At 37.4% G+C, this 23,311-nt stretch carries 30 protein-coding genes and 1 riboswitch; of the genes, 23 read left to right on the forward strand and 7 right to left on the reverse strand.

What is annotated here, in order from left to right:
• Positions 1-50 precede the first annotated feature (50 nt).
• From GMJ66_RS17645 to mobB, 15 genes are all read left to right on the forward strand, one after another.
• Complete coding sequence (locus GMJ66_RS17645; protein ID WP_156291637.1) at positions 51-422, forward strand: hypothetical protein; 372 nt, start codon at positions 51-53, stop codon at positions 420-422.
• Positions 423-529: 107 nt separating this feature from the next.
• Positions 530-634: riboswitch (SAM riboswitch) on the forward strand.
• A 268-nt stretch (positions 635-902) separates the two neighbouring features.
• On the forward strand, positions 903-1,916 hold the full coding sequence (locus GMJ66_RS17650) for a methionine ABC transporter ATP-binding protein (RefSeq protein ID WP_156291638.1): 1,014 nt from the start codon (positions 903-905) through the stop codon (positions 1,914-1,916).
• Positions 1,906-2,574: a methionine ABC transporter permease gene (locus GMJ66_RS17655; RefSeq protein WP_156291639.1), complete on the forward strand. Its 669-nt coding sequence runs from the start codon at positions 1,906-1,908 to the stop codon at positions 2,572-2,574. Before GMJ66_RS17650 ends, GMJ66_RS17655 begins: the two co-directional genes overlap by 11 nt.
• Before the next feature lie 27 nt (positions 2,575-2,601).
• On the forward strand, positions 2,602-3,426 hold the full coding sequence (locus GMJ66_RS17660) for a MetQ/NlpA family ABC transporter substrate-binding protein (RefSeq protein ID WP_156291640.1): 825 nt from the start codon (positions 2,602-2,604) through the stop codon (positions 3,424-3,426).
• 103 nt (positions 3,427-3,529) lie between these two features.
• Positions 3,530-4,624: an iron-containing alcohol dehydrogenase family protein gene (locus GMJ66_RS17665; RefSeq protein WP_156291641.1), complete on the forward strand. Its 1,095-nt coding sequence runs from the start codon at positions 3,530-3,532 to the stop codon at positions 4,622-4,624.
• Between the two features lie 365 nt (positions 4,625-4,989).
• Positions 4,990-5,142, forward strand: a complete 153-nt coding sequence (locus GMJ66_RS17670; RefSeq protein ID WP_156291642.1) for a hypothetical protein — start codon at positions 4,990-4,992, stop codon at positions 5,140-5,142.
• A gap of 16 nt (positions 5,143-5,158) precedes the next feature.
• The gene (locus GMJ66_RS17675; RefSeq protein ID WP_407939246.1) at positions 5,159-5,530 is read left to right on the forward strand and encodes a cupredoxin domain-containing protein; all 372 of its coding nucleotides are present in this window, start codon (positions 5,159-5,161) and stop codon (positions 5,528-5,530) included.
• A gap of 99 nt (positions 5,531-5,629) precedes the next feature.
• On the forward strand, positions 5,630-5,800 hold the full coding sequence (locus tag GMJ66_RS17680) for a hypothetical protein (protein WP_156291643.1): 171 nt from the start codon (positions 5,630-5,632) through the stop codon (positions 5,798-5,800).
• 268 nt (positions 5,801-6,068) lie between these two features.
• The gene (locus GMJ66_RS17685; RefSeq protein WP_156291644.1) at positions 6,069-6,767 is read left to right on the forward strand and encodes a YetF domain-containing protein; all 699 of its coding nucleotides are present in this window, start codon (positions 6,069-6,071) and stop codon (positions 6,765-6,767) included.
• Between the two features lie 572 nt (positions 6,768-7,339).
• Entirely contained in the window at positions 7,340-8,359 is a 1,020-nt protein-coding gene (gene moaA / locus GMJ66_RS17690) for a GTP 3',8-cyclase MoaA (RefSeq protein ID WP_269321891.1), read from the forward strand.
• 14 nt (positions 8,360-8,373) lie between these two features.
• Positions 8,374-9,384 (forward strand): MoeB/ThiF family adenylyltransferase, encoded by a 1,011-nt coding sequence (locus GMJ66_RS17695; protein ID WP_156291646.1) that lies wholly within the window; start codon positions 8,374-8,376, stop codon positions 9,382-9,384.
• Positions 9,385-9,397: 13 nt separating this feature from the next.
• Positions 9,398-10,711, forward strand: coding sequence for a molybdopterin molybdotransferase MoeA (locus GMJ66_RS17700; RefSeq protein WP_156291647.1), 1,314 nt, complete (start codon positions 9,398-9,400; stop codon positions 10,709-10,711).
• The gene (locus GMJ66_RS17705; protein WP_156291648.1) at positions 10,704-11,177 is read left to right on the forward strand and encodes a molybdenum cofactor biosynthesis protein MoaE; all 474 of its coding nucleotides are present in this window, start codon (positions 10,704-10,706) and stop codon (positions 11,175-11,177) included. Before GMJ66_RS17700 ends, GMJ66_RS17705 begins: the two co-directional genes overlap by 8 nt.
• The gene (moaD, locus tag GMJ66_RS17710) at positions 11,174-11,407 is read left to right on the forward strand and encodes a molybdopterin converting factor subunit 1 (protein WP_156291649.1); all 234 of its coding nucleotides are present in this window, start codon (positions 11,174-11,176) and stop codon (positions 11,405-11,407) included. The genes GMJ66_RS17705 and moaD overlap by 4 nt, the downstream gene beginning before the upstream one ends.
• Positions 11,408-11,881, forward strand: a complete 474-nt coding sequence (mobB, locus tag GMJ66_RS17715) for a molybdopterin-guanine dinucleotide biosynthesis protein B (protein WP_156291650.1) — start codon at positions 11,408-11,410, stop codon at positions 11,879-11,881.
• A 175-nt stretch (positions 11,882-12,056) separates the two neighbouring features.
• Here mobB and GMJ66_RS17720 read toward each other — a convergent pair whose 3' ends face one another.
• Positions 12,057-12,779 carry a Crp/Fnr family transcriptional regulator gene (locus GMJ66_RS17720; protein ID WP_156291651.1) on the reverse strand — a complete coding sequence of 241 codons (723 nt, stop codon included), beginning with the start codon at positions 12,777-12,779 and terminating at the stop codon, positions 12,057-12,059.
• Between the two features lie 126 nt (positions 12,780-12,905).
• Between GMJ66_RS17720 and mobA the strand changes: the two genes are divergently transcribed.
• From mobA to modB, 4 genes are read left to right on the forward strand one after another with little or no spacing between them, the layout of a single operon-like run.
• Complete coding sequence (mobA, locus tag GMJ66_RS17725; RefSeq protein WP_156291652.1) at positions 12,906-13,502, forward strand: molybdenum cofactor guanylyltransferase; 597 nt, start codon at positions 12,906-12,908, stop codon at positions 13,500-13,502.
• 15 nt (positions 13,503-13,517) lie between these two features.
• A complete protein-coding gene (locus GMJ66_RS17730; protein WP_156291653.1) occupies positions 13,518-14,033 on the forward strand; it encodes a MogA/MoaB family molybdenum cofactor biosynthesis protein in 516 nt (171 codons plus the stop codon).
• A 19-nt stretch (positions 14,034-14,052) separates the two neighbouring features.
• Complete coding sequence (modA, locus tag GMJ66_RS17735; protein ID WP_231514973.1) at positions 14,053-14,823, forward strand: molybdate ABC transporter substrate-binding protein; 771 nt, start codon at positions 14,053-14,055, stop codon at positions 14,821-14,823.
• Between the two features lie 9 nt (positions 14,824-14,832).
• A complete protein-coding gene (gene modB, locus GMJ66_RS17740; RefSeq protein ID WP_156291655.1) occupies positions 14,833-15,492 on the forward strand; it encodes a molybdate ABC transporter permease subunit in 660 nt (219 codons plus the stop codon).
• A gap of 58 nt (positions 15,493-15,550) precedes the next feature.
• On the opposite strand, the gene moaC is transcribed toward modB, so the two are convergent.
• From moaC to GMJ66_RS17760, 4 genes are all read right to left on the reverse strand, one after another.
• A complete protein-coding gene (moaC, locus tag GMJ66_RS17745) occupies positions 15,551-16,036 on the reverse strand; it encodes a cyclic pyranopterin monophosphate synthase MoaC (protein WP_156291656.1) in 486 nt (161 codons plus the stop codon).
• Positions 16,037-16,494: 458 nt separating this feature from the next.
• Positions 16,495-16,635, reverse strand: coding sequence for a YjcZ family sporulation protein (locus GMJ66_RS17750; protein WP_156291657.1), 141 nt, complete (start codon positions 16,633-16,635; stop codon positions 16,495-16,497).
• 53 nt (positions 16,636-16,688) lie between these two features.
• Complete coding sequence (locus GMJ66_RS17755; protein WP_156291658.1) at positions 16,689-16,790, reverse strand: YjcZ family sporulation protein; 102 nt, start codon at positions 16,788-16,790, stop codon at positions 16,689-16,691.
• 125 nt (positions 16,791-16,915) lie between these two features.
• Positions 16,916-17,692, reverse strand: a complete 777-nt coding sequence (locus GMJ66_RS17760) for a DUF2268 domain-containing protein (protein WP_156291659.1) — start codon at positions 17,690-17,692, stop codon at positions 16,916-16,918.
• A gap of 231 nt (positions 17,693-17,923) precedes the next feature.
• Between GMJ66_RS17760 and GMJ66_RS17765 the strand changes: the two genes are divergently transcribed.
• The 3 genes from GMJ66_RS17765 to GMJ66_RS20965 all read left to right on the forward strand — a co-directional run bounded on the left by GMJ66_RS17765 (position 17,924) and on the right by GMJ66_RS20965 (position 19,667).
• Positions 17,924-18,580, forward strand: coding sequence for a DUF2642 domain-containing protein (locus GMJ66_RS17765; protein WP_156291660.1), 657 nt, complete (start codon positions 17,924-17,926; stop codon positions 18,578-18,580).
• Positions 18,581-18,689: 109 nt separating this feature from the next.
• A complete protein-coding gene (locus GMJ66_RS17770; protein WP_156291661.1) occupies positions 18,690-19,049 on the forward strand; it encodes a DUF1360 domain-containing protein in 360 nt (119 codons plus the stop codon).
• Positions 19,050-19,532: 483 nt separating this feature from the next.
• A complete protein-coding gene (locus GMJ66_RS20965; protein WP_269321892.1) occupies positions 19,533-19,667 on the forward strand; it encodes a hypothetical protein in 135 nt (44 codons plus the stop codon).
• 839 nt (positions 19,668-20,506) lie between these two features.
• Here the strand turns inward: GMJ66_RS20965 and GMJ66_RS17775 are convergent.
• Together GMJ66_RS17775 and GMJ66_RS20500 are read right to left on the reverse strand one after the other, a co-directional pair.
• A complete protein-coding gene (locus tag GMJ66_RS17775) occupies positions 20,507-21,799 on the reverse strand; it encodes a S8 family peptidase (protein ID WP_156291662.1) in 1,293 nt (430 codons plus the stop codon).
• A gap of 571 nt (positions 21,800-22,370) precedes the next feature.
• Positions 22,371-22,541, reverse strand: coding sequence for a hypothetical protein (locus GMJ66_RS20500; protein ID WP_197046760.1), 171 nt, complete (start codon positions 22,539-22,541; stop codon positions 22,371-22,373).
• A gap of 162 nt (positions 22,542-22,703) precedes the next feature.
• Between GMJ66_RS20500 and GMJ66_RS17780 the strand changes: the two genes are divergently transcribed.
• Positions 22,704-22,922 carry a hypothetical protein gene (locus tag GMJ66_RS17780; RefSeq protein ID WP_156291663.1) on the forward strand — a complete coding sequence of 73 codons (219 nt, stop codon included), beginning with the start codon at positions 22,704-22,706 and terminating at the stop codon, positions 22,920-22,922.
• The last annotated feature ends 389 nt before the right edge of the window (positions 22,923-23,311 follow it).

Consider the following 23,311-nt stretch of genomic DNA (forward strand, 5'->3'; position numbering starts at 1 on the left):
TTTGAGCATGGTCGTTATGAGTTCTTTTAAGAAGTCTTGGGGGTGGCGTATTGAAGTATTTGGAAGCAGATATATCGAATGCACAATTACACACGGGAGAAGATTGGATTTACATGATCGCAAATTTAAATAAACAAGAAATAGTTTATCTCGGTTCAACTAGTATACACCCTGTTGCTCAACTGGAAAAGCATATTACAAACGGTTTATTGGAAAGCGAAAATAGGGAATTAAAGTTGTTTGCTTTCCCACTACCAGAATTTCTAGATAGAAAATTAGTCAAAAAATTATTAATAGATGAGTTTGATTCGACGGAAATTGGAGAAGAGTTTGAAGGAATGAAACTGGATAGTAAAGTTTGGAGAGAACATGTGGAGTACGCTAAGAAACTAATAAAAAAAATAAGAGAGATGCTTTCTTAATGTTAAAAATTGCAAATTTCTTTAAATAAATAGAAATTTCCCATTGACAGTTTTATGAGCCAGAAGTATAATAATATTCATATTTAAAAACGAATATTCATACTTGAATCTTATCAAGAGTGACCGAGGGATAGGCCCTATGACGTCCGGCAACCCCCTTTATTGGGAAGGTGCTAAGTCCTACAGAATGAATGCATTCTGAAAGATAAGCGGAAGATACATACAGTGTCTATGCTCCTTTCAGATTGAAAGGGGCATTTTTATTAGCTGATAGAAAAGCATGAATGCTGTATAAGTTCGAAAAGGGCATGATGATAGCCAAGCTTTCTACCACGTTTGGAAGTATAAAATTATAGCAACGTAGTCTATCGACGAGACGTAGGTAAAAGTTTAATGTACTAAGTATAAGTAAAGAAACATATTTGCTGAAAGATGAGCAAATCCGAGTTTTTTTTCTAACAACAGAGTGAGGGGAAACACATGATTAACATTCATAATCTTTCAAAAATCTACCTAACGAAGAAAGGGAAAGTGAAGGGGGTTGACAATGTTTCACTTACTATAAATGAAGGTGAAATTTACGGAATTGTCGGGTATTCGGGTGCCGGCAAAAGCTCCTTGGTTCGCTGTATTAATTTATTGGAGCGACCGACTTCGGGTATTATCACGGTAGATGGTGTAGATTTAACAACATTGAAAAGTGAGGAGCTTCGACAAGCACGGTTAAAAATAGGAATGATTTTCCAGCATTTTAACCTTGTTAGTCAGAAAACGGTATTTGAAAATATAGCATTCTCATTAAAAGCGGCCAAAGTTCCAGCCAATAAGATAAATGATAGAGTGGAAGAGTTACTTGTAATGGTTGGTTTAAGTGATAAACGGGATGTGTTTCCAGGGCAGTTAAGTGGTGGTCAAAAGCAGCGTGTTGGAATTGCAAGGGCGCTTGCTAACAATCCGAAAGTACTGCTATGTGATGAAGCTACTTCTGCACTTGATCCAACGACGACCAAATCTATCTTAAAATTATTAAAAAAGATTAATAGCGAACTTAATATTACGATTGTCTTGATTACGCATGAAATGGATGTTGTTAAAGAAGTGTGTCACCGAATGGCAATTATGCAAAATGGAAAAGTAGTGGAAAATGGAAACGTCTATGATATTTTCGCGAGTCCAAACAAGGAATTGACGAAGGAATTTATTGAAAGCGTGATTTCTTTTGAGTTGCCCGATGCAATTTTAGAAAAGGTAACTGGTACACTGGTCAAGGTTGTTTTTAAAGGTGATGTTGCAGGGGAAAGTGTCGTTTCCGATACGGTACAGAAATTTGCAGTAAAGGGAAATTTCCTGCATGGGTCGATTGATTATATTCAGGACGCTCCTTTAGGTATATTCGTGATGGAGTTGACTGGGGATCGTGCAGAAATAAAAGAGGCGCTGAAGTATATTGAGGAGCGTACGGCACATGTGGAGGTGATACGACATGGAGTTTGATGTTCAGCATTTGGTTGAGCTGATTCCGGAAATAAATGAGTCGTTTCTTCAAACACTCTATATGATTTCCATTGCGTTAGCTGTAGCTATTATATTTGGATTGCCAATTGGAATTTTAATATTTATAACGGATAAAGGCTTGTTTTTACAAAATGGAATAGTTAACCAGGTATTAGGGTTTATAGTAAATATGATACGCTCAATTCCGTTTATCATATTATTAGTAGCACTTATTCCATTAACTGATTTCCTTGTTAATACGACAATTGGTCCAAAAGCTGCGAGTGTTCCGTTATCTGTTGCAGCTATTCCATTCTTTGCTCGTTTAGTTGAAACGGCACTAAGGAAAATAGATTATGGTGTAATTGAAGCTGCAATTGCAGCAGGTGGTACACCATGGATGATTATTAAAGATGTTTTGCTCCCTGAAGCAAAATCTGGGATTATATCGGGCATTACGATAACGGTTGTTAGTTTAGTAGGTACATCAGCTATGGCTGGTGTTGTTGGTGGTGGTGGTATTGGAGACCTGGCCATTCGGTTTGGATATTATCGTTACGACGATACCATCATGATTACAACCGTTGTGATTCTCATTGTTTTCGTTCAGCTTATCCAGCTCATCGGTGATAAAATTGCCAAAGCTGTTGATAAATAAAAAATAAACATAAAAGGGGTAGACAGAATGAATAAGAAATTTTTTGCACTTATTGTACTAATTTTAGTTTCACTTTTAGCGGCATGTGGAAGTACGGAAGGCAGTGATTCTACAGAAGAGTCAAAAGATATTAAGATTGGAGCAACTCCAGGTCCATATAGTGATATGACGACAAAAGCGCTTAAACCAGGCTTGGAAGAATTAGGTTATACTGTAAAAGTTGTTGAATTTAGTGATTATATCCAACCTAATAATGCATTAAATAAAGGAGATATTGATGCGAATTTATTCCAGCATACGATTTATTTGGAAAATTTTGAAGTAGAAAACGAAATGGATTTAACCGCACTAATTTCTGTACCAACAGCACCAATGGGAATTTATTCTGAAGTGTATGGTTCACTAGAGGAAGTAGAAGATGGTGCAACTATTGCTGTACCAAACGACCCAACAAATGGGGCAAGAGCATTTAATACACTTCAAGATGAAGGATTAATTGTTATTGATGAAAATGCAGATGAATTAACGGTTTCAGAAAAAGATATTGTAGAAAATCCGAAAAACTTGGTATTCCAGCCGATTGAAGCTGGTCAATTACCACGTGCGGTGGAAAGCGCTGACTTATCAGCAGTACCTGGTAACTATGCATTAGCTGCGGAAATGAATTTGCTTGATGCTTTAGCGTTAGAAAACATGCTAGATCCATACCGTAATATTGTAGCAGTAACTGCCGAAAATGAAGACAGCCAATTAGCAAAAGATTTAATTGAAGTGGTTGAATCGGATGCATTTGAGCAAATAATCGATGAAGAATTCCAAGGCTTCGGAAAACCAAGCTGGATGGAAAACTAAGGGGTGCCTGTCACTTCTTGAAATTTGTCGAATAATGTTATTGAATGAGGAGGCGGTTGCCTTCTCATTTTTGATTATAAAAAATGAATAGGGGGGTGTTAGGATGGAGACCATTTCAATTCACGGAGCACCAAGTGAATATGTACTGCAGGAAGGAATACTGCAGCAACTGGAAGTAAAACTATTGGACCGCGGATTTAGTAAGATTCTTGTTGTGCATGGAAAGAAGTCCTGGGAGGCAGCTCAATCATATTGGCCAACACTATCCGAAATAGAAAGTGTAGAGTACTCATATAATGGTGAATGCTCTTTATCTGAGATTGAAAAAGTATCTAAAGTAATAATGGAAGAAGTAGTGGATGCTGTCATTGGGGTTGGTGGTGGAAAAATTCTGGATCTTGTTAAGTCATCCTGCCATCAAACACATACGCCATTTGTTCTCATTCCAACGCTTGCCTCCAACTGTTCGCCTTGGACACCAATCAGCGTGATCTATGATGATACAGGTGCTTTCGTTCGTTTTGATCTATATCCAAAAAGTGCAAGTCTTGTGCTTATTGAACCACAAATATTATTACATGTACCACTAAATATGCTTATTGCAGGTATTGGTGACACGCTTGCCAAATGGTATGAGGCAGATGTGCAGATAGGAGCAATGAAGCAAAAACAAGCAGCTTTGGAAATCTCACATTATACAGCAAAATTATGTAAGGATTACTTGCTTAATCATTCGGAACGTGCAATAGAAGCAGCAAGGACAGGTATTTTAAATGAGGATTTTATAAAAGTAGCGGAGACAATTATCATGATTGGTGGAATGGTAGGTGGCTTTGGGGACCATTATGGAAGAGTTGCTGGAGCACATGCTAATCATAATGGACTAACCGTTTTGGAGGAAACACATTATGCCCTGCATGGGGAAAAGGTTGCATATGGTATTTTAGTGCAGCTGGTGTTAGAAGATAAATGGAAGGAAATAGATAAAATTCTACCATTTTATCAGAAAATCAATTTGCCGAGTTCTCTTAAAAATTTAGGTGTAGAAACACTGGATGAAGAGAAATTAATGCAAGCAGCAGAAAAAGCGGTAGTTCCGGAAGAGACAATACATATTCTTCCTGGAGAGATATCCGAAGAGTCTGTCGTTCAGGCAATGCTGAAGTTAGAAGAGAAAATAAGGTTATTAAGTATATAAAACTAAGACATGATTCCGTTAATGGGATCATGTCTTTTTGATTTATTTGGACAGATTAACTTTTTCATAGAGTGCTGTTGCTTGATTTGGTGAGGGTTTCGCTCGTTTTAAACATTCTCCCACCCGCTTATCGGAAGTTTCCACTCGAATCCATGGTCTGCTTGCTCGGATTCGTTATGTTTCTGCTCCTTTCGACGGAATACTCGCACTGATTTAGTGGTATTTACTAATCAAACCGTTCAAATGTTTGTCACGAAAGCAATGCCCTGTGCTTAAAATCACATCTGTAGTGTGATGTAGTTCACTTAAGATCCTGCAACCTAATCTTACAATATAAGTAAGAAGGAGATAAGGAGGGGTTAGGAATGGAAACGAATAAAGAAATGATCCCAAAAGAAAATGTGAGTAAAGAAGAACATTCATTAAAAGGAGCGTTATTTTCTTCCATTGTATTTGTTGGAGGAACAATTGTCGCTTGTATATTGTTACTCATCGTACTTTATATGACCCGAATATAGTGGGGAGGTTAAAAGGATGAAATTACATCGTGCTGAAGAAATTTGGTTAATTATTGGAGTCGGAATTATCATTCTATCTATGGTTTTTACTGGTTATCAAGCATTTGCACAAGGGATGGCACCGCCGAGTGGAATGGAAACCATTGATCCCCAGAAAGTAGATGAAACAGCACCTTTTGATAATCCAGGGGTTTTTGAAGTAGGGGAAAATGAGTATGAAGTTGTGATGACTTTGCAAGTTTTTAATTTTACCCCAAATGAAATTGAAATACCGGTAGGGTCAAAAGTTTATTTTACCATGGCTTCCAAAGATGTTGTTCATGGTTTTCAAGTGGCTGGTCGAACATTAATGCCATGGTTATATGCCATATGTAAATGCCGTTATTAAGTTATTGTCGGTATGCTCTTCACCCCATATCTCAAGCAATTATTTCTTCGCATTTTTCAATAATGAAATTACAATGGAATACCAGGAGTTATGCTGTTTATGATTATTATTAGTTTTTGGATGATTCCCCGTATGATGGATGAAGCACTTCCGGTACCTGCTGTTGAAATCTTTAAGTTTTTTAGTCTGCGATTTTTAACAGGGGTGCCATTCGGAATAGTTGGAGAAAGCTTACCACTTTTGGGAAAAACACAATCTTTGACAGCTTAAGTATCCAGTCAGGGATTATGGCCTGGATATATATCGCTTCACCAACACAATTATGCAATAACTACCTCGTAACTGAACAAAAAGCTTTTGGGTGGATATTCCTATTAACTGGATTATGTATCATGATTTACTTTATACAGACGTTATTTATTGACGATTATGAATATGGGGTTATGTATGATAACAATAATCAGTAGTTGATACGAATATAGAATAATTTTCCTTTGTCTACAAATAATGAGAACAAAACAAGAAAGAAGGTAGACAGATGGATTCATTGGAGCTGCTATTACGAGTAGTGATTTCATTTCTCGTGTTGTTTATTTTAGCGAGGATTATGGGAAGAAAAGAGATTACCCAAATGACTTTTTTTAATTTTGTTTCCGCAATAGCAATTGGTTCAATTGCAGCGGCCCTTGCTACAAGACAAAACTTGAGCATTTGGAATGGTGTATTGGCGTTAGCTGGTTGGGCTGCAATCACTTTAATTATGGATGTCATTGATATAAAGTCTAAACATGCCAGAAAGGTTACGATAGGACGACCAATTATTGTGATAAAAGAGGGTCAGATTATGGAGAACTCACTTCGCAAAGCAAGGTTGGATATGGACTCTCTCAGCTCCTTATTAAGAAGAAATCATGTATTTTCTGTTTCTGATGTAGAGCTTGCAGTTTTTGAAACTAGCGGCCATCTTTCGGTAAATATGAAACCGGAAAAAAAAACCGTCACAAAAGGAGATTTAAACATCTTCACTTCTACATTTAACAAATATCCATCCTCCACACAAGTGATTTCCGATGGGAAGATTATATCAAAAAATCTTTCCAAATTAAGGCTCAACCAAGACTGGCTGGACCAACAGTTAAAGCAAGCAGGAATAGACTCTGTTTCGCAAGTTTTTTATGCAGAAGTTCAAAAAGATGGTACACTCTATATTGATAACAAGGATGATAATGTTCGTTAATAATAGGAAGGTATACCAGTTTAGTATGGTATACCTTTCTTTAAAATAATTCCTCCTTCAACGACTTTATATCCATAATCATACTTCCGTCACTATCTGTCAAAATAAGCTTCTTGTTCTTTAGCTTTCATTAGAACAAGCGAGAGCATCAGCGATAGCAATTTTCATTTGTTTGAAGTTTATATCAAATTCGAAATAAATTTTTCTGCAAAAGGGCAACCATCTTTTAGAAAACATCTTTATAAAAAGGAAAAATCCGAACGAAGTCAAATTCTAATATAAGAGTTTTGAATATAGTTCTAATTTTTCTTTGGCTAAAACACTTTTGTCCCAGCCCTTTGATGTATTGTGGCTGTTCTATTACAAATGTTTGACTTGTATTCATCACCATGATAGGATACAAGCAATTTAAATTGTAAATTTTGTAAATTGTCGATATTTTTAAGTGCTTGTAAAGGCAAGTATAGGAAAATAGGAAAAATTGCATGAAAAAGAATGATAGATTAGTGACATTTTTAACAGTATCTATGGATAAATTAGTATATAATTTTCTTATAGTATAAAAAGGAGAGATGATCCGAGTGACAGCAATAACAGATAAATTTGGCAGGCCAATGAAGGATCTTCGTATCTCTGTAATTGATCGTTGTAATTTTAGATGTACGTACTGTATGCCGAAGGAAATTTTTGGCAGAGATTTTACGTTTATGCCGAGAGAACAGTTATTATCATTTGAAGAAATTGAGCGTTTGGCTAAGATTTTTATAGATCTGGGTGTGAAAAAAATCAGGTTAACCGGCGGAGAACCGCTTTTACGCAGGGATTTGCCTGTTTTAATAGAAAAACTGACAGCCATCAGCGGCTTAGAAGATATAGGATTGACAACGAATGGTTCGCTGCTGGGACATATGGCCGAAAAATTGAAAAATGCAGGGCTGAAGCGGGTCAATGTTAGCTTGGATGCATTGGATACTGATTTGTTTAAATCCATCAATGATAGTGGCGTTGGTCCAGAACGAGTTTTACAAGGAATTCAGAAAGCCAAAGAAGCCGGTTTAGAAGTGAAAGTCAATATGGTTGTGAAAAAAGGAATGAATGATTCAGAGATTGTGCCTATGGCAAAATATTTCAAGGAACAGGGAATTTCTCTACGCTATATTGAATTTATGGATGTTGGAAGGTCCAATGGCTGGGACTTCAGCAAGGTGATTACGAAAAAAGCGATGTATGAAGAGCTGTCCAAGCATTTTGAACTGGAGCCGGTTGAACCGGCCTATATAGGTGAAGTTGCGAAACGCTATCACTATAAAGGTACTGATGCTGAAGTCGGGTTCATTACATCCGTATCTGAGTCCTTCTGTTCAACATGTACGAGGGCGAGAATTGCAGCGGATGGTAAAATGTATACTTGTCTTTTTGCTGCAAATGGGTTTGATTTCAGAGAGCTTCTCCGTTCTGATAAGAGCAACAACGAAATAAAAGGAGAAATCATTAACATCTGGAATAATCGAACAGACCGCTATTCGGATGAGCGAACGGAAGAATCAGCTAAAAACAAGCAAAAAATTGAAATGTCTTATATTGGTGGCTAAGGAGAAGAAAAAATATGACAGATCGATATTCTCGTCAAATGTTATTTAAACCAATAGGTGAAGCAGGACAGCAAAAGATATCCAGTAAACATGTTCTAATACTTGGCTGTGGTGCATTAGGTTCCGCTAATGCAGAAAATCTTGTACGTGCCGGTGTTGGCAATATCACACTTATTGACCGGGATTATGTGGAATTAAGCAATCTGCAAAGGCAGCAATTATATACAGAAAAAGATGTACAGGACCAAATTCCTAAAGCAGTTGCTGCCAAAACAAGACTACAGGAAATTAATTCAGACACCGTGATTCATGCGCATGTTTTAGATGCCAATCCAAATTCACTCCGCCCTTTACTAAAGGAAATCGATTTGGTAATTGATGCTACCGATAATTTTGATGCACGTTTTATGTTAAATGATTTGCTGCAAAAACATGCCCTTCCATGGATATTCGGATCCTGTGTGGGAAGTACTGGTATGAGCTATACGATTTTACCAAACCAAACACCATGCCTTCGATGCTTGCTTGATACAATACCAGTTACAGGAGCAACCTGTGACTCTGTAGGGATTATATCTCCGGCAGTACAAATGGTTGTTGCCCATCAAACAACCGAGGCACTGAAAATTCTAATTGATGATTTGGCTAAATTGCGAACGAGTTTAGTTACATTTGATTTATGGAATAACCAATATCATAAGATGAATGTGGACCGCGCCAGAAAAACGGATTGTCCAACATGTGGCGAAAATCCCAGCTATCCAAATCTAAACTATGAATCCAGTGCAAGAACAGAAGTGCTTTGTGGAAGAAATACGGTGCAAATACGAACTTCTCAGAAACTGAACTTAAATATTCTGGCAAATCGGCTGCAGCAAATCGCGCCCATTCATCAGAATGACTTTTTATTATCGATTGAATATCAATCCTACCGTCTTGTCTTCTTTCAGGATGGCAGAACATTGATACATGGTACAAACTCCATTGAAAAAGCGAAAAAGATATACTATCAATTAGCAGGATAAGGGTGATTTTATCGTGGTAGAAAGGCGAAAACCAATTAAAGTAAATGAAGCGATTGCATCTGTGATGAAGCTAGCAAATGAAGGGGATATAGAATATGTGCCAATTGAGGAAAGTTACGGGAGATTTTTAGGTGCAGATTTAATTGCTGATCATCCGGTTCCCCCCTTTGACAGGTCACCATATGATGGATTTGCCATAAGAGCTGAGGATACAAAAGAAGCATCGACACGAAATCCAATTCAGCTGGAAGTTATTGATGAAATCGGGGCTGGAAATGTGTTTAAAGGTCAGGTTGGCTCGATGCAGGCTGTTCGGATTATGACTGGTGCTAAGATTCCAGATGATTGTGATGCTGTCGTTATGTTTGAAGTGGTACAGGAATCATCCAGTAATGGGAATGCTTTCATCCAGTTAAAACGAAAAGTAAATGCAGGGGACAATATCTCTTTTACGGGGGAAGATATACAAGAAGGAACGCCTCTCGTTGCTAAAGGGTCCTTCATAAATCCGGGAGTTGTTGCATTATTGGCTACATTTGGTTATAAAGAGGTTCCTGTCAGCATGAAACCGAAAATAGGTGTCATTGCAACGGGAAGTGAGCTGTTGGATGTTGACGAACCTATAACTCCAGGTAAAATTAGAAACAGTAATGCCTATATGATTCAGTCCCAAATCATTCGGGCAGGTGGTGAACCGATTTACTTTGGCCAGTTTAGTGATGAATTTGAAACTTGTTACAACCAGGTGTGTGATGCATTAGAAAAAGTGGAATTTTTAATTACAACTGGTGGTGTTTCTGTCGGGGATTTTGACTATCTACCAGCAATCTATGAAAAATTGGGTGCCAATGTTTTATTTAATAAAATAGGCATGCGGCCCGGAAGTGTTACAACGGTTGCTGAGCTGGACGGAAAACTGCTCTTCGGTTTGTCTGGTAATCCTTCTGCATGTTTTGTAGGATTTGAGCTTTATACACGACCAGTTATTCGTACATTTATGAAAGCATCCAGACCATTTTCCAAAAAGGAAAAAGCATTACTTGGTGCAGATTTTCCAAAACCGAATCCTTTCGATCGTTTTGTAAGGGGACATCTGTCCTATCAAGAAGGCAGTTTAATAGCCACTCCAATTGGTCTGGATAAATCCAATGTTGTTTCCTCCCTGGCAGAAGCAAATATTCTTATCGTACTGCCTGGGGGGACTAGAGGTTATGAAAAAGGCATGGAGGTTTCCATCATTTTACTGGAAGATCAGGAAGGAACAACGTTAGAGGCGTTTGTTTCTGCTGATGTAAATTCAAGAAGGAGTCGTCGCAAATATGACTGATTCGTTATTCGAAATTGTTGAAGAGCCAATTCAAGTGGAACCAATCATAAAAAAGGTAGAGCGAAGAGAAGCAGGTGCAATCACGACATTTATTGGCACCGTTCGGGAGTGGACAAAGGGGAAACGGACGCTTTATTTAGAATATCAGGCATATATTCCAATGGCCATAAAAATGTTTGCTAAAATTGGTGAAGAAATAGAGAAGAAGTGGCCGGATACAATGGTTGCGATTACCCATCGAATCGGACGCCTGGACATTTCTGATATTGCTGTTGTCATTGCTGTTTCATCTCCACACCGGAAAGCAGCATATGAGGCTAATGAATATGCTATTGAGCGGATTAAACAGATTGTACCGATTTGGAAGAAAGAACATTGGGAAGACGGTAAAACTTGGATTGGAGATCAACTGGAGAATGTTCCTTATCCAGATGGAAAACCAGATGCAAAGGATGTGAAATCATGATTAAGGTTTTATTGTTTGCCCACTTGCAGGAAGAGGCTGGGAAAGACCAAATCAATTATGATAGGGAATCTATTACGGTAAAGGAACTGAAAACGAGTTTACAGAACGATTTCGGTTTAGCAGAATTGGAACAAGTGATGACAGCGATAAATGAAGAGTATGCAATGGACGAGGATATGGTGAAATCGGGCGATACTGTTGCATTTATCCCCCCTGTCAGTGGTGGTTAAATGAACATCATTCAGATTGTTGGTTATAAAAACAGTGGGAAAACAACACTGGCAGCTCAATTTATTGACCTATTGAGTCGTAAGGGCCTGCGTGTTGCTTCGCTTAAGCATCATGGACATGGTGGTGTTCCACTAGGGATAAAAGATACGGATAGCGAAAAGCATAAAAGGGCTGGTGCACTCGTCTCTGGGGTAGAAGGGGATGGAGTTTTGCAGTTATCGCAACAGGCTTGGAATATGGAGCAAATAATTGCCATCTATGAATTATTACAGACCGATGTTTTGGTAGTAGAAGGTTATAAGAATTATCCATTTCCTAAAATCGTTTTAATAAATAGGGAAATGGATCTTGACTTACTGGACAAAGTAAAAAACATTAAGGCTATTATCAGCACATTGCCCTTAGTAAAGAGCCGCTACCCTTATCCGGTTTTTAATCAGTCTGAGATAAGTAGGCTCTGGGAATTGTTTTAATACTTTTTTCGTAAGTATGGTTGCTTTTCATCATCGGAGTGGATATATAAGGTGCGTTCCGTCGGGGGTGGAGTCGGGCAGTGTGCTCACTTATGTCGGACTCTATAGATTTTCTGTTAAAAATAGGATTCTTTTAGAAAACGGCCTAAAAAAGAGACATCGTAAAATATGTCTCTTAATTAATATTGCATATTTCGACTGGACAGTTTTCACAGCCAATTTGTTCACGTAAATATTTGATGTCTTTAATAAAAATTCTACTTGATTTATCCATGGTGATCACATCAAGTTTTCTAAGTTCTACCAGCATACGGTTGATGCTTTCCCGTGTGGCAGCACAGAATTTTGCCAGTTCCTGATTGGTTAAAGTTAAATCAATGAGGATGCCGTCCCTTTGCTTGACGCCATAACTGTTGGATAAGCGTATGAGCGTGGAATATAATGCACCTTTCTTTCCATTTAACAATAAATCTCTGATTTTGGACTGGAACTTTCGCATATGACTACTAGTCCATTTCATGAATTTAAAGGTTAGATTAGTATTGGTCATTAATGCTTTTTCCAATTGATCTTTATTGATGACGAATACTTCACCAGATTTTAATACTTTTGAGTTAAGCAAGTATTTCGGATTGTCACTAAACAACGTTAATTCACCAATGATATCGCTATCTTTACAAATTCTTAGTATCAATTCCTTGCCATCCGCAGTTAGTTTGGAGATTTGTACAAGTCCCGATTTGATAATATATATTTCATGCGCATCCGTTCCTTCATGAAACAGATACGTATCCGATTCCATTTTCTTCACTGTACTAATAGAATCCAGAAGTGCTCTAAGCTCTGGCGAGATGGTTTCCTCATTTTTACGAGCGCGTAACAGTACACTGGTTTGCATATCAGCCAACTCCTTCTTGGATGCAAAGCTTTATATACTTATTTGTAACATTGAATATAGTGGAATGGAGATGGGGATGATTACGAATTTGTGAAATTTGTTCAAACTATTAAAGGAGTTTTTTATATGGCGGACAAAATTGCAGGAGTCGTGCTAGCTGGCGGCCAGTCTAGAAGATTTGGTGTTCCCAAAGCATTTGCTAAAAAGGGTAAAAAGAGATTTTATCAATACTCAGTTGAAGCCTTGGAGCCATTTACTGATACCATTATAATCGTTACAAATCCGAAGTTAGAAGAGTTCTTTCATCAAGATAAAAAGAACTTTGCTATAATAAAGGATAATAAAGCGTATCAAGGTTTAGGTCCCCTGGCAGGTATTTATACTGCAATGGAAACTATATCCGCTGATTGGTTTATGGTTGTTCCGGTTGACGTCCCTTTTATAAACTGCAGTGTGTTTAAGATATTAATTACTTATTTGGATGAGAAGACTGATGCTGCCATTCCAGTTGTTTCAGGGAAGATTCAGCCGCTTATTTCCATTTTTCATTCTGAAGTAAAGGAATTGATCCGAAATCAACTCGATAAACAAGAATTATCTGTACAGCAACTGCTCCAGCAATGTAGAGTAAAATATGTCCCAATGGAAGAAGAACAGCCTTTTTATAATATAAATCGACAGACAGATTATAAAAAGTGGATTGGCAATTACGATGAAATTTAAAGAGGGGGTTTTCACATGCTGTCCAACCACCGAAAAAATGCAGCGACAAATATTTCCTGCGCAGTTATTACAGTCAGTGATACCAGAACGAAGAATACAGATAAAAGTGGAAAGAAAATCATCGACCTATTAACCAATCAAGGGCATCAGCTAAGTCTCTATAAAATTATTCCAGATGATGGTGAGCAAATTCGGATGACAGTGGAAAAAGCAATTTATAGTGCGAACATTCAAGCTGTGATTGTAAATGGTGGAACAGGTATTTCCTATCGAGATGTAACGATTGAGTCTATTGAGCCTTTATTTAACAAACTACTTCCTGGATTTGGAGAATTGTTCCGGCAATTAAGCTATCAATATGATATTGGGACAGCAAGCATCCTTTCCCGTGCGACATGTGGAGTTGCCAATAATCGGGTGATTTTTTCCATTCCCGGTTCTACAGGTGCAGTAACTTTAGCAATGGAGAAATTAATTCTTCCCGAAATAGGGCATATGGTAAAGGAAATATATAAGGACTTAGAGAACTAGCAAGGATGAAGTAGCATTGATGATAAAGCGCATATATATACATCTTATGATTTGTTTACTGATCTTAGCAGGATGTTCATCCAATAATGATTCCAGCAAACAAATAAAATTAACCATTTCTGCGGCATCCAGTATGACAGAAAGTCTAATAAAATTAAAAGAAGATTTTGAAAGAGAATACCCTACCATTGACATTTCGTATAATTTTGGTGGATCTGGTTCCTTGCGTAAACAAATTGAGCAGGGGGCACCGATTAATCTTTTTTTATCTGCTTCTAATACAGACTATGAAAAATTAGTGGATCAGAATATGGTTGAAGGAACAGCAATTCTGACAAATGAGATAGCTCTTATTCTATCAAATGAAATCAATCCTCCATCCTTTGATAAATTTTTGAAGGGTGATGGTACATTGGCTATTGGTACACCGGAAGCAGTCCCAGCAGGAACGTATTCTAAGGAAATTTTACAGAACTTGGGAGTATGGGATGTGCTGCAGGACCGTATGATATACACGAAGGACGTCAGCCAAGTCGTTACGTTAGTTAGTCAAGGAGCTGCTGGTGCAGGTATGGTATATGCCAGTGATATAATAGATGTGGAGAATGTAACCCATGTAGAAACATTCGATTCCAGTCTTCATGCTCCAATTGAATATTTTGCTGCTATTATTAAAAATGAGGAACAAAGTGAGGATGTTAAAGAGGCGATTGACGTTTTCTATCAATTTATACAAGCTGAAGAAGCAAATCATGTTTTTAAAAAGTATCGGTTTCAAACAGTAAAGTAGGTGAGATACATGCAATGGTCGTGGCATCCCGTTCAATTATCATTTTACGTTTCAGCGGTTGCAACGTTAGTAACTTTTCTAATAGCTATCCTTACCGCATATTGGATGATAAGAAAAGGTAGAAAAGGGAAGATTTTGATTGAAACGGTATTTTTCCTTCCGCTTGTTTTACCTCCAACCGTTATAGGATTCTTCTTAATTATTATATTTGGTAATAATAGCTGGGTTGGACAAGTGATTGAACATATAACTGGAAATAGTATTTTATTTACATCCACTGCCGCTATTATCGCTGCAAGTGTAGTTGCGTATCCCCTGATGTATCAATCAATTAAAACAGGGTTCATATCTGTCGATTCCAATATCATTGGCGCTGCAAAAGTGGATGGGGCGACTGATTGGACATTACTTCTAAAGGTTATCATTCCATTATCGTTTCGTTCGATTTTAGCTGGAATTGTATTAGGATTTACAAGGGGATTTGGTGAGTTTGGTGCGACGTTAATGTTCGCAGGAAATATTCCTGGAAAAACCCAAACGATACCTACAGCCATTTATCTTGCCATCGAAACCGGAGCAACAAATATTGCCTGGTATTATGTACTGATAAGTATTAGTTTCTCCTTTGTATTGCTGTTGATCATTAATCGGATGAAAGTGGATAGGTAGCTTGCCGGTAAGGAGCCGGATAAAAGAAACCGGTGTGTTCGATCCGGTCTCTCACTGGCTAGGCTCTTTTATAATCACCGTTTTTACCGCCACTTTTTTCCAACAAATACGTTTGTCCGATAACCATACCTTTGTCAACGGCTTTGCACATATCATAGATGGTTAGGGCGGTAACAGAAGCAGCTGTTAATGCTTCCATTTCTACACCGGTACTGCCAACGGTTTTAACTTCTGCATGAATGATGATCTCATACATTTCATTTTCAATTTCAATCCATTCAAATGAAAGGTCGACACCACTAATTGGGATAGGGTGGCACATTGGTATTACATTGGATGTTTGTTTTGCCCCCATAATGCCTGCAACTTGCGCTACGGATAGTACGTCACCTTTTTTGTTTTTTTGCTGTGTAATATTTTCATATACTTCTTGATTCATTTGAACACTAGACCTGGCAATCGCTTTGCGACTTGTTTCTTTCTTATCAGAAATATCGACCATCTTTGCTCGTCCGTGTTCATTAAAATGTGTAAAATTTGTCACGTTTGTCACCTATCTTTGTTCATAATTAAACGATGTTAAAATTAGTTTAGCTTAGTAAGCCGGTAAATTCAATGGATACCAACTCAGAGTAAGAAATGTAACAAGAAGTGATGAGCATGATATAAAGGGTGGGGAACGATGAAGAAAAGTATGCAAATCTCTCATTCGTAAATCACTGCAGCTAAAAGGCGTCAATCGATCGTCAAAGATATGAAATCACTTATTAAGTTTGGTGTATTTGGCGAATGTTTTGCCTGTAGTTACTGGATTTATATTGGTAATACACTTTGCACAGGAGGCATTTGTCGATTATTGGGTATTGTTAATTCTCGTTATATTTGGGTCAACCTTTGTTATGGCTGGAGCTAAGCCGAGAGAACCGACCCTAACTCCCTTAAAAAAGCTATCGTCATCATGATGACGATAGCTTTATAACATGTCGTATTATCACTTTTCATTTACAGCCAAGCTGCTCCTACGATGATTAATAGGATAAATAAAACCACGATTAACGCAAATCCGCCGCGAGCGCCGTAACCAGCACCATAACCATACCCGTATCCAGCTTGATGGCAGCCATAACCATATCCGTAACCCATGAATAAACTCCTCCCTTTTAGATATTTTTCATTTAAATTAGTCTAACTTGACTTTAGTAGCCAACGTATGCAGCACCGACAATGATTAATAAGATAAACAATACTACTAGTAAGGCAAAGCCTCCGCCGTATCCAGCTCCTGCAAATTTACTCATTTAAACATCACCTCCAAAGTGATTTACACTATTACTATATGTGCAGTATGATGTGGTGATATAGGTATTAGACCAGATTGAGTCAATTTGGGCTACAGTCAACGGGAATATCCCGATTAATGGTTTTATAAACTGCAGTTAGCTATTTTTTTAGAATCCATTTTCAAAAGATTCTTCACTTCTAGATGATGTTCCTTCAGATAGGTTTCAACAATATAAAAACCAACTGCATAACCGGTCATTTTGGGGTAAAGTTGTAAACCGTAGAGGATTTGATTATGCTTTCTCGAATTTATCGACACATCTTTGTTTGGTTTTACAATATCTTCCCATAACATTTTAAGCTTAGGTATAGAATAATAAGATGTCCATGCAGCAAGGTGTTTTTTTCCTAACCTTTCATGTACTGCATTCTCCGCTAATCCTTCAAGGACAATCGTATCAAGCAATGTGAAATTTCCTTCTATTTTTTGACTATGTGCTAATCGGCAAACATGATTATACTCATGGGTAAACAAGGCTCTGATTTCATCTTTTGTATTGTGATCGGAAATAAATAAGAATAATTTATCTTTAAAAGCAAGCCCGGATTTTCCGTTAAACTCCCTTATTATTTTTCGATTAGTAGGATCAGATGGAAAAATAAATATAGGGATATCTGGTCCATTCCATTTATTCTTAAGGTATTGATGTTCCTGTTCTACAATTTTAAATTTATCCCTTACGTTCTCTATAAAGCTTTCTCCGTTTCTATTAGGACGACGATACATGCCATTAAGAGATAAATAATGATGAATGTCAGTTGCCAGGACATCGGGAAAATACTTTTCTAATCTTTCACATAATTGAACAGGGTTGTAATACCATTTGTTCAGCCATTTATCTGTATGGATAACGCTCAAATTTATCTCCCCTCACATCTCTAACACTAAAAGTCTTATATCTTATTTAGATTATGTAATCTTTGATCAAATGTTTCAGTTATTACTATTGAATTCATTTCTTAAAGGCATCTATTCAGCATGGGTATTAGGCCTTTGCATCGTGCGTTCCCCCCTGCTGGATGCATATACTAAATAGAAGTGGAATGAATTTAGTAGTAAATCGGTCTATGTAAAGGAGGGATTAGATTCATGTATCCATTCAATCATTATTTAAATAAGCAGATAGAAGTTAAAACTTCCGATGATAAATATCATACAGGTATTTTAGTTGATGAGGGGACAGATGTAATTGTTTTATTCAATGGAGAAGATCTTATTTATATATCCAATAGACATCTGCATCAAGTGAAACAATATTTGGGAGAAAAGAACATGTCACTTGATAAAAACGACATTCCAATTATTAATCATCTTTCTCTTCGTAAAACATTAAATAGTTTAAAAGGGGATTATACTGCAATATCTGTAGGAAATACGGAAACGGTACATGGCTATGTTACAAATGTGATGACTGATTATTTTGTGTACTATTCACCTGTTTATAAAACGATGTTTATTCCGTTTAGACAATTGAAGTGGTTAATTCCTTATAAGAGTGAAGAAACTCCATATGCCTTAGAAAAGGAGAAGCTTCGAATAAAGCCATCTCATATTACCTTGGCTAGAACATTCGATGTTCAATTAGAAAAATTAAAAGGTCATATCATCCTGCTTGATTTTGGCCTTTATGCAGATAGAATTGGTCAATTAAAGGAAGTAACTGATAATTTTATGGAGCTAAAGGCAGCGAGGGGAGATTCAGTATATATTCATTTAAGTCACATTAAGTCTGTACATTTCCAATAAGACATGTGTGGTTGGGTAAATATCAGATACCATTTTTTCACTTTATTCATATATTAAGATATGGAAAAATGTTTAAGCATGCAGTCAACCAGTCATAAGAGGTGAAAAAGTGATATATACGTGGTTTGAATTCATTTTATTTACCCTTGCAGTTTATCGATTAACACGGCTTATTGTATATGACAAAATTACACACTTTATTAGAAGGCCCTTCCATGAGGAAATAACTGAGATAGAATCAGATGGAAGTGAAGTAACATACATTGAAATAAAAGGATCAGGGTTGCGCTATTGGATTGGAGATTTATTAAACTGTCATTGGTGTACAGGAATGTGGATATCCGCTTTATTGTTTGGATTATATGTTTTGTGGCCAGCAGGTACAGAAGTATTAATAATTGTTTTAGCAATTGCTGGTGCAGCTGGAATATTAGAAACATTGGTCACCAGTATTTCTAATGAAAATTAAGAGGAGGATTAGAAAATGACAACACGGACCAGAAGAACGACACAAGAGGTAAAATACTCAAGAAGAAAGAGAAAGTCTGATTGTGGATGTGGCAAAAAAAGAAAAAAAAATAGGCTTTAATCAAAGAATCCAAATGTAGCATGCAAGATATTTCATTGCATGCTATTTTACTGTAAATAATTAACACGTTGCTTTTTAGTTTATTATTAGGCTGTTTTCTTAAAGATTTGTTATTTATGTTGCAGGGAAATTTAATTTGGCTATGTTAATGTTTATAAGCCCTTGTTATACGAATGGACGATTGTCTTTTGGTTAAACTAAATAGTAAGTAATGGCTCAATTTCGTAAGTTTTGTTGCTTTTTAATCTTCCTAGATGTGAAAGTGCCAGTAGTAAAATTCCGTAGAAGTTACGTCAAAGTATGTCGATAAGTATGGAAACGCAATTAACTTATAGAAGAACCTATTCATAAAGGGGTATTAAGATGGCTAAAGATCATAAAAAACAGTCGATGGAGATTTTTTCAAATGATGCTTTAAGAGGAAAGCCTTATCTCGATATTGACCGAGTTATTCCAGAAAAGAAAACGGATGAAGGAACCGCTCATCGTAAGAAGTGATATAAGAAGGAAAGAGGTTGGGACAAAAGTGTTTTAGTTAAAGGAAAATTCCGAACGATGATTCAACATTCTTCCGTTAGAATTCGAATTAGTTCGGATTTTATCTTTTTATAAGGCTGTTTTCTAAAAGATTGGGATTTCGGTTACTCGTCTCCTGAAAAGAAAAGATTTGCTGTTTTGACACTAAATCTATAAACTCCGAACTAACTTTTTTTGATAATGTTGGAGTGTTAACTACCGCTCCGGAAATACACTACGCGCACCTTAAGGCGGCTGGTGAGCCTCCTCGTGCTTTCTCGTCTTTAGGAGTCTCACCGATGCCTTTCATCCCGCAGGAGTCTCCGTGTATTTCCTCCGCTATTGTTGAGCATTCTAACTTCACAACATATTGTGATTGTTAGGTTAAACCATCCGTTAGTTAATTACTATTGATATGGTTGATTGGAGCGGAGGGCAGTCGACTCCTGCGGGAAAAGCAACAACTGAAGACCCCGCAGGAAGTGGCTTTCTTCCGAGGAGGCTGAAGTGTTGCCCTAAGGTACGCGACTGCCAGTAGCGGAAATCAACGTTGCACTCACTTAGTTCGCAGTTTATGAACTGTGAAGTTTAAAATCAACAAAACTTACGGAAAGATTCTTAAGTAAATAGGAAAGGGGCTGGGGACATTACTAGAACACTCCGTTCTAAAAGCAAATGATTTCACGATAAGGAAGAATATATAAGAGCCAAGGTCAAAACTTTTTGGTGACAAGTAGCTAAAGTTCAATATTTTATAAATCAGCCTAAAGAAAAAGACGCTCTGGATTTTAAAACCAGAGCGTCTTTTGGACTTTTAATTTTTAGTTTGGTCTTGATATGAGCAAGCTAGCGTCCAAATAGCCATGACCTTGAGCATTAGGGGAATTGCCTATATCTTCACATGCATTAATTAGCCTTTCTTTTATTTCATTCGGAGTAAGGTTTGGGTTTCGTTCTAAAAGCTGTGCAACTACGCCAGCACATATTGGGGTAGACATAGAAGTTCCAGAAAGTGAGAAATAGTTCGAGCCAACTCGTGCATATTTATTCGTTCTGTCTAGATAAGAATTTGGTGCGCGTAAGGAAATAATGTTTTCACCGGGCGTGATTAAATCAGGCTTTGTAATGCCATCAATAGTTGGCCCTCGGCTTGAGAAGCTGGCTACGGTATCATCAGTTCGATTTAAAGTATTTTGCTCATTAGCTGCGCCTACTGTAACTACTTTTGGACTGATCCCAGGACTGGCAATAGTGCCTTGGGATGGACCAGAATTACCTGCTGCTACACATACGGTCATTCCACGGTCCCAAGCAGCCTCAACTGCCCTTACGACAGGATCATTTTCAGCAGACTCTACAGCTGTGGAACCAAGTGATAAGGATAGGACATCTATACCTAATGTAGATTGATTTTGAATACACCATTCGATACCTGCTATAACAGTAGATAAGGAGCCCGCTCCTATATTATCTAGTACTTTTACTCCAACGACATTTGCTTCTGGTGCAGGACCTTGATAAGCTCCATTTGATAAGGAACCATTTCCGGCAGCATCCCCAGCACAATGTGTACCGTGACCATTATCATCATACGGTGTATTGCGGTTATTAATGAAGTCTTGAAAGGCAACAATTCTATTTTCTAAATCCTGGTGAGGGTGTATCCCTGTATCGATGATAGCAATGGTAACATCTTTTCCAGTTAAACCAGATTGTTTTAATTGGTCTGCACGAACAGCGGGGGAGGCAACATCCAGTAGTGCATTAACCCTTCTGTCATAATGTATTTTTTTGATGGATTTGCATTGATTGAGTAAACTTTCGATGGTTTCGACGGACATTTTAGCAGAACAACATGAAATAGAAGATAATTCGCGGAAGTTACTGCATTTGGAGTTTTTAACATCATTTATTCCAGTTTCATATAAATCGGGCTCAAATTCTATTAATACTGAAAGCTTTTTTGCTTTTTTACGAATACGCTCAAAGGTACTCTGGAAGAAACATGGGATGAATCGGAAAGGCCGATAAAATTTCACGAATTCCCGCTGAATCTCTTTATCTAGCTTTTGCCCATTCTTTCTAACTAATTGAATCATAGAAAATTCTAGCATTTGTATACCATTCCTTTCTAATTTTGGTATACAGTAATATACGAAATGGATTCGACTTAGGAATAATTCATTCGTATAGAGAAACGAAAAAAGGCTCAATTACTAGAATAGTAAACCTACATTTTAAATGATTTATCTAGTAATTATAATATTGGGGTAAAAAATCCATTTTAAGATATAACAAAAGGGGGAAAATCCAGTATGCTATGCAAGGGTTTTAATATTTTGGTATATTGTGTGGAAGATTGAAGTTCCCACAGGACAAGGAAAACATCGGCGGCATTATAGCGCACGCAGAAAAAGTGATTATCTTGTCAAGGAAGTGGTTTTCTTCCGAGGAGGATGGAGTGTTGCCTATGGTATACGGCTGCCCGGAGTAGAAGCGGGTGGTGCACAATACTAATTCGCTATTTATGTATTAACTGACAAAAACAACAAATCTTTTCCTTGGAACGAGTAAAACAGTATAAAAAAAGAAAATCCGAACTGCTTCAAATTCTAAAGGAAGAATTTGAAGCATCATTCGAATTATCTTACTAAAACACTTTTGTCTCTCCCAGCCCTTTTTCTTTTACTCTCCGTCCTTATGTAAGGTGTCTAGTTTTACTGATATATCCTTCAGTATTCTATTCCGTTCTTTTGCAGCATTAATGTGACTAATGGCAAACCAAATAACGAATCCGACGACTGCTAGGTAAATAATAATCATAATAAAAAGCGGTAATAGCGCAATCGCTTCCATTTAAAAAAACTCCTTTCTTTTAATTGTTTGAAAAATAATACCATCCCTATATATGAATAACTCACTTCGTCAATATATTCAAAGATTTTTCATAAAATATTTGAATTGATTTGACAAATTTGTGAACAAAGTGAATAATATATAGAAAGAGGGGGATTGGATATGTTGGAAACGAATTTTCGTATTCTTAACGTTACAAAGTATGTTTGTGCAACGATCATTACACTGGGTACCATATTATTTATATATGGTTATGCAAGCGGTTTCTCTAATGTTGTCGGAATTGGCTATGGAACTGTAATGGGTGGAGTATTCATTTTTATCATGGGGCTGTTTTTGGCAGCAACTGGTGAGATGCTGGAAAGGAAGAAAAACGGATAAATGGTTGGCGACAATAATATAGTGCAAAAAAAGGCCATCCAAAGAAGAATTTTGGATGGCCTTTTTCAAAAGATAAGAAAGTATAAATTTGCGCTTTGATGTCTAGCTCCATCGCCCTGCTACTAGCGGACTTCCCTCACCTCAGTACGATAAGTCAACATCGACTCACTCCGTTCGTCGTGTTTCCTTTATCTCCTACGGGGATTGTTTGGCTAAAACCGCCGCTTTGCACGGCAACACCGAACCACCTGGCATGGCCAGGCACAGTCCGTACGTCGCTAAACGGGCGCTTGCGCTTTTCTCATCATGATTAATTATAAGCCCAAACCATTGCCAGTAGGGAACCGAAAATAGTAAATAAGGCTATGATAACTCCATAAAATGTACTT

Source organism: Oceanobacillus salinisoli (assembly GCF_009733865.1).
Lineage (GTDB): Bacteria > Bacillota > Bacilli > Bacillales > Amphibacillaceae > Oceanobacillus > Oceanobacillus salinisoli.